We start from the raw sequence: 6,510 nt of genomic DNA on the forward strand, positions 1-6,510 counted from the left end.
GCTGCGGGCGTTGGGCTTCACGGTCTGACTTCTCGCTTGTGGCCGAACGGCGCGCACTCCTCGCGGGGTGCGCGCCGTTCGTCGTGTCAGAGCAGGTCCAGGAACGCCGATCCGAGCGGGCCGTGCGGGGTCAGCCGGCGGGCGTCGGCGAGGCTGACGAGCCGGGAGCTGCGCTCGTACCCGTCGGTGTCGACCCAGTCGTCGCTCTCCCGCACGGTCGCGGTGCCCCGGAAGACGACCTGGAGGAAGTCGGGGTAGGGGTACGGGTCGCCGGGACGCCGCGGGGCGAGGTGCTCGAAGTGCAGCCACCCCAGCGTGCGGACGCTGTCGCGTTCGAGCAGCCACCCGGTCTCCTCGTGCACTTCGCGCCGGATCGTCCCGGCGTGCGGCTCCGCGGGCTGCCGCCGGCCGCCGGGCAGGACGTGGCCACCGTCGGCGTTCTCGCAGAGGACGACCAGCTCGCCGACCCGCACGACGCACCGCACCGAGGTGACGAGCTCGTCGGGCAGATCGGCCGGCCCCGCGAAGGCGCTGACCCGCAACGGCATCGCCCCGCCCAGCCAGGAGGCCTCACCGGTGGCGATGCGCGCGGCCGACGCCGCGGCCAGCACCGCGGTCAACCCGGGATGCCGTGCCCCGAATCCTGGAGTTGTACCCACCATGTACGCCATCCAAACAGAAATCCACTATTTGGAACACGCCGCCGGCATGGTGAACAATTGCGTTGCACGGCCGTCCGGCCGTCGCATAGCTTGGTGCCATCACCACCAACAGAGATCAACCGGAGGAAGACATGCTTGCCAAGGCGGAGCTTGCGGGATGGCGAATTCTCGCCCTCGTCGCCGGTGGTCTGCTGGCGCTGGCGTGGGGCTCCACGCCATGACCTGATCCCCAGGTCATGACCTCGGAGCCGCCCACGGGAAACCCTGGGCGGTTTCTTTTTGCCCTGTGCGGATGCCGATGAGCTTCGGAAGCGGAACGGATTCCAAACCCGTTGCCCGAGGGTTCGACTCCTTCCATCGGTGCTGTTCGGAAAACGACGCCACTCGCCCCTGTGGCCCAACGAAAGAGGCAACGCGCTCAGAACGCGTCCGGTCCAGGTTCGAATCCTGGCAGGGGTACGAACGTCCCGCAGCTCAGCCCGGTGGGAGCGTCCGCCTGATACGCGGCAGGTCCCAGGTTCGAATCCTGGCGGGACGACCACGCTACAAAGAACCGTGGAGAACATCAGCAGAGCGGCGTCCGCGGCAGGAGCCCTGTTCGTCGACGAGCAGGGGCGCGTGCTGCTCGTCGAACCCACCTACAAACCGCACTGGGAGATCCCCGGCGGCATGGTCGAGCACGGCGAGACCCCGCGGGAGGCCTGCCGGCGGGAAGTCGGGGAAGAGCTCGGCCTGCACAGGGACCCCGGACGCCTGCTCGTCGTCGACTGGGCGCCCAAGGACGGCCACGACCGCGTCCTGTTCATCTTCGACGGCGGCACCCTCACGGCCGACGTCCGCATCCGGCTCCAGGAAGAGGAGCTGAGGTCCTACGAGTTCGTGCCGCCGCACGACACCGGGCGCCGCCTGATCCCGCGCCTCGCCGTCCGGCTCGCCGAAGCGTTGCGGGCCAAGGAATCGGGCGACACCCGCTACCTCGAGCACGGTCAGGCGTAGACGCTCTCCACGAACGCCGCCAGCTGGTCCTCCGGCAGGTGCCGCGCCAGGTCCGCCTCCGACACCATGCCCACGAGCCGGTGGTCCTCGATCACCGGCACGCGCCGGATCTGGTTGTCCTGCATGGTGCGCAGCACCTGCGACACGGAATCCGACGCGTCGACCCAGTGCACGTGGCACCCGAACTCGCCCGCGGTCGTCGTCGCCAGGTCCAGACCGGCGGCCACGGCCCTGGTCACGATGTCGCGGTCGGTGATGATGCCGTGCAGCCGGTCGTCCTCGCCGCAGATGGGCAGCGAGCCGACGTCGAGGTCCCGCATCAGGCGGGCGGCCTCGACCAGGCTCGCGCTCTCGTCCACGCACTGCACACCGGGGTGCATGATGTCGCGTGCTGTCGTCACGACGTCCTCCTTCCGGGGCTTCCCAGCATCCGCCCGTCCGGAGCACGCCGCAGATCAGGCCGGCGCCGTCTGCGCGACCAGCAGGCCCACCACGTCGGAGAGCCGCCCGCGCCGCGCGAACGCCCTGCGCTGGCGCACCGCGCCCGTGCCGTCGAGCAGCAACCGGTCGATGCCGTCGCTCACCATCTGGTAGTCGCCGGCGAACTCCAGCGCCGGGCGGATCCACCTCAGCAGCGACGCCACGATCGACGACATCGGGGTCGGCGCGGCGGTCACCGGGTCGATGCCGAAGCCCTCCAGGCCGTCCCGCGCGGCGCGCCACAGCGCGACCTTCAGCAGGTGCGGCTGGATTTCCGGCGCCGCGGCGCCCGAACCCAGTGCGGTGGCGGCGATCCCGCGCACCAGCGCGGCCATCAGCACCGCTTCCTCGACCGTCGGGGCGACGTCGGAGACCCGCAGCTCCAGCGTCGGGTGGTGCGCGGAGAGCCGGACGTCCCAGTAGAGCATCCCTGCGTCGATCGCCGCGCCGCTCGCCACGATCTCCTCCCTGGCCGCGTAGTACTCGGCCGCGTTGTCGAAGTGCGGCGGCGCACCCGAAGTGGGCCAGCGGTTCCAGACCACGTACCGCCAGCTCGCGTAGCCGGTGTCGCCGTCGAGCCAGTACGGCGAGTTCGCGCCCAGGGCGAGCAGCGCCGGCAGCCACGGGCGGAGGTGGTTGCTCACGAAGACCTTCGACTCGTCGTCGGGCAGTCCGATGTGCACGTGGCAGCCGCAGATCGCGAGGTCGTTGGTGAGCGCGCCCATCTCCTGCGCCATCCGGTGGTAGCGCGGGGAGTTCGTCAACGGCGTCGGCATCGTGAGGCCCAGCACCGGCGTCCCGGTGGCGGCCAGCCGGGCGTCGTGGCGCGCGGCCCGTTCGACCAGCGCACGGCGCGCGGCGGCCAGTTCGTCGCGCAACTGGCCCATCTCGGTGCACACACCGCTGGCCGATTCCACCTGGTATTGCGCGATTTCCGGCTGCAGGTCGACCTCGAACCCGTCCGAACCCGTCAGCACTTCGTCGGCACGGTTGGCCAAATGGCCTGTGGAGGCTTCGACGAGGACGAACTCCTCTTCCACCCCAACGGTGAGAAGGCCGTCCACGCTCGTGCGTTGCGCTGGTACCGATTGAGTTCTGCTGCCGACCTGCACGCCGAACCTCCAGTGCACTGAGTAGCGCCCTCGATGCTATGAGTGATCAGAGGGCCGCACAGGAGGCGTTCGGTTGTACCTGTTAACTCACCGCGCGCTGCGCGACACCCCGCAGCACGTCGCGTCGATCGCTGCCCGGCCGGCCCATCACCCAGCTGGATCCGGCGAGCGACTTCGCGTGCTCCTTCACTGGTGCCAGCAACCGAGATACCTCGCGATACGACCCCACTGCTCCCGGGGCACAGATAAGGGTCGCAAGAGAGAGGGTCACCTGTCGTCCCTCCGCCGTGTACGGCTTGTCGAGCAGACGAGCACTCAGAGGTACCGTCTCGTCGAGCCCGGCGAGGAGCAGGAAGTCGTCACCGCCGACGTGCCCTACGTCCACACCGGGGAACGCCTGCGCCAGCTCCGCCAGGTCGTACCCGATCTCGCGGATCAGGTCGTCGCCCGCCGCGAACCCGACGGTGTCGTTCACCAGCTTGAAGGCGTCGACGTCCAGCCACGAGATCGCGAAGATCTCCCCGGCCCCGATGCGCCGCTCCACCTCCTTCGCCACCGCGTCGCTGCCCGGCAGGCGCGTGAGGGGGCTCAACGCCGCCGCCTGCTCCACCTTGAGTTCCGCGACACCACGAACCACGTCCGCCACACGCACGACGCCCATGCATCGCTCGTCGTGGTCGACGAGGATCAGGTCGTCGTTGGTGCGCTCACGGTTCGCACCGGCCACCACGTCCAGAAGGTCGAGCGCCGACGCCTCCGTTCCGATGACGTGCGGCTTGTCCGCAAGACGCGCCGCCTCCCGCTTGGCGTGCAACGCGTGCCCGTAAGGCCCGGTCACCGCGAGCAGGAAGCGGTTGCGGTCCACCGACCACCGCGGGCGGCCCTCGGCGTCGACCAGCACGACACCCGTGATCGACGGCTGCGTCACGAACACCTCGCGCACCTCGTCGCTCGTCGCGTGCTCGGGCAGCGTCGTCGCGGGGTGCAGGAAGTCGGTGACCCGCGGCCCGGTGGTGCTGCGCCGGATCTCACCGGTCTCCGTGACGGCCTCGGGCGCGATGCGGGCGTTCACCGCCGGGCGCCGCTGCGGGGGAGCGAGGAAGCGGCCCTGCGCGTGCCCCACCCCGAGCTTGCGCAGGTGCGCCAGCTCCGCCTCGGTCTCCACGCCCTCCGCGACGACCTGACCGCCCGTGTACTCGCCGAGGTGCACCAGCGACCGCACCAGCGCACCCCGCGCGGGGTCCTCCGGCAGCGAGCGGACGATCTCCCGGTCGAGCTTGATGAAGTCGGGCGACGCGCTCGTCAGCAGCCCGAGCGGCACGTCGCCCTCGCCCACGCAGTCGAGCGCGATGCGGAAACCGTTGGTGCGCAACGTCTGCATCCCGCGCGCCAGCCGGCCGCGGTTGGCGCGCGAGTACGGCTCGCCGATCTCGACGACGACACTGCCGGGGGAGCGCCGGGCGTCCCGCAGTGCGCCGTGGAGCGGAGCCAACACCTCGGGCTCGCCCGCGACCGTGATCGCGAGCAGGTTCACGTGCAACGGCAGCACCAGGTCGAAGTCGGCCGCCGCGCGGATGGCGCGGCAGGCGAGTCCGACGTCGGCGTTGGCCAGCAGACCGGCCTGGAAGGCGGCCTGGAGGAGATCCTGCACGCTGCCGTCGTGCGGCCGGGCCAGGGCCTCCACCGCGACGACGCCCCCGGTGTTCAGGTTGAACAGCGGCTGGAAGGCGAACCTGACGTCATCCAGCAATGCGGGCACGTCATTCATCGTGCCGGTGCGAACGAGTCCCGACCAAGCGGGTTCACCAGGTGTTCACGCTCCCGGCGACGAGCCGCCACGGTGCGGCCGCGCCCGGTGATCCGCTGGTCACGCGCTAGAAGATCAGCTTCGTCCTGAGCCAGCGCGGCGCGATCCGGAACAGGGCCGTCATCGCCGCCACCATCCCCTTCACGTCCTCGCGGCCGGACAGGTAGGCGCGCTGGTGGTGTGCGTCGAGCTGGAAGAAGATCTCGAAGAAGTCCCGCGTCTCGTCGGCGGTCATGCCCAGCAGCACCTCGAGCCCCCGGCGGCGCATGGCGTGCACGATCCGCGCCTTCCTCGACCAGATGACGCGCTGCGGGTCCTCACCCGCCTTGACGGCACGGGCGACCTTCGGCGCGAGGGTCAGCGACGTGGCGACGCTGTAGCCGGTGGCCGGGTGGATGAAGCCCGCGCTCGCACCGAACGCGAGACCGGCGGCCTTCGGCGCGTCGAGGGGGAACCGGACCCGTTCCTCCTGCGCACCGGGAGCGATCCGCGCGTGGAGCCGCCGGCGGAGCTCGTCGAGCGGCGTCGCGGGCCGGCCGGCCAGGCAGGTCTCCTCGACGAGCACCCGGTTACCGCCCAGCGGGACCGTGTAGAGGAACGAGTCGCCGTTGCGCCAGTCCATCAACGTCGTCTCGGTGCAGTCCGACTCGATGACCGTCCCCACGGCCGTTTGCTCGGCACGGCCCTTGCGCGCACCCGTGGCGTTGAACGTGTAGCGCGCCTCCGCCGGACGTGGGAGGACGGTGACCGTGTCCGGGAGTGCGTGCAGACGCGCGTTGTCGAGGATGGCGTACTCACGCGGGATCAAGTGCTCTTCGCGTGCGTAGACCCGGACAACGGAACTCGTGACCTTCGTGGGCGTGCCGTGGGGGAGTTCGTCGACCCACGCCCCGTAAGTCGCCGCCCACACCCGTTCCGGCTGGCGGTCCACGATGGCCGTGTCGAGGCCTTCCTGCGCGCAGGCACGTGCGAGCGCCCGTCCGGCCGGGCCACCACCGATCACCAGAACGTCGAACATGGCTCAATGATCGGCGGTGCGGACATGGTCCACCGAATGAAGTTCGGCAGCGTGGAGGGACGTGGGTCACATCATCACCGCCCAACCGTGGCGGAGACGGCCTGCTGGACCCCGAAGACGCAGGTCAGTAGCGGTGTGAGTGCCGGTAGTACCCCCGATTTGGAGATCGAAACAGGCCCGTGTAATGTTCTCCATGTCAGAGCGAAGCGGGCCGGAAATACCAACCGGAACGGGCCTGGCCAAAAACCGGAAGACAAAAAGCCTCGGAGAGGCCGATTTGACACCGGTGAGCGAGACCAAATAAGCTTCAGCAACACAAGCCCCGAGTGAAACTCTCCGGAAACGGAGAACGGATCCGGTGAGCGCGTGTTCTTTGAGAACTCAACAGCGTGCCGAAACACAGCCAGTAATATGAATACTCCTCGTCAGGAGTAT

At 69.6% G+C, this 6,510-nt stretch carries 6 protein-coding genes and 2 tRNA genes; 3 read left to right on the forward strand and 5 right to left on the reverse strand.

Annotation, left to right across the window (positions count from 1 at the left end; all coding sequences use genetic code 11):
* Positions 1–86: 86 nt before the first annotated feature.
* Positions 87–611, reverse strand: a complete 525-nt coding sequence (locus tag ACFWGZ_RS38410) for an NUDIX hydrolase (RefSeq protein ID WP_382456519.1) — start codon at positions 609–611, stop codon at positions 87–89.
* A gap of 437 nt (positions 612–1,048) precedes the next feature.
* Between ACFWGZ_RS38410 and ACFWGZ_RS38415 the strand changes: the two genes are divergently transcribed.
* The 3 genes from ACFWGZ_RS38415 to ACFWGZ_RS38425 all read left to right on the forward strand — a co-directional run bounded on the left by ACFWGZ_RS38415 (position 1,049) and on the right by ACFWGZ_RS38425 (position 1,658).
* A tRNA-Leu gene (locus tag ACFWGZ_RS38415) sits at positions 1,049–1,121 on the forward strand.
* Between the two features lie 4 nt (positions 1,122–1,125).
* Positions 1,126–1,203: transfer RNA gene (locus ACFWGZ_RS38420), tRNA-Ile, on the forward strand.
* 14 nt (positions 1,204–1,217) lie between these two features.
* Complete coding sequence (locus ACFWGZ_RS38425; RefSeq protein WP_382456514.1) at positions 1,218–1,658, forward strand: NUDIX domain-containing protein; 441 nt, start codon at positions 1,218–1,220, stop codon at positions 1,656–1,658.
* On the opposite strand, the gene ACFWGZ_RS38430 is transcribed toward ACFWGZ_RS38425, so the two are convergent.
* The 4 genes from ACFWGZ_RS38430 to ACFWGZ_RS38445 form a co-directional block, all read right to left on the reverse strand.
* Entirely contained in the window at positions 1,649–2,059 is a 411-nt protein-coding gene (locus tag ACFWGZ_RS38430; RefSeq protein WP_382456515.1) for a CBS domain-containing protein, read from the reverse strand. The two genes, ACFWGZ_RS38425 and ACFWGZ_RS38430, sit on opposite strands and share 10 nt — an antisense overlap.
* A gap of 54 nt (positions 2,060–2,113) precedes the next feature.
* On the reverse strand, positions 2,114–3,202 hold the full coding sequence (locus tag ACFWGZ_RS38435; protein WP_382456516.1) for a glutamate--cysteine ligase: 1,089 nt from the start codon (positions 3,200–3,202) through the stop codon (positions 2,114–2,116).
* Between the two features lie 130 nt (positions 3,203–3,332).
* Positions 3,333–5,009, reverse strand: a complete 1,677-nt coding sequence (locus ACFWGZ_RS38440) for an EAL domain-containing protein (protein ID WP_382456517.1) — start codon at positions 5,007–5,009, stop codon at positions 3,333–3,335.
* Positions 5,010–5,124: 115 nt separating this feature from the next.
* On the reverse strand, positions 5,125–6,075 hold the full coding sequence (locus ACFWGZ_RS38445; protein WP_382456518.1) for a lycopene cyclase family protein: 951 nt from the start codon (positions 6,073–6,075) through the stop codon (positions 5,125–5,127).
* Positions 6,076–6,510 lie beyond the last annotated feature (435 nt).

This window comes from Lentzea sp. NPDC060358 (assembly GCF_042725365.1).
Lineage (GTDB): Bacteria > Actinomycetota > Actinomycetes > Mycobacteriales > Pseudonocardiaceae > Lentzea.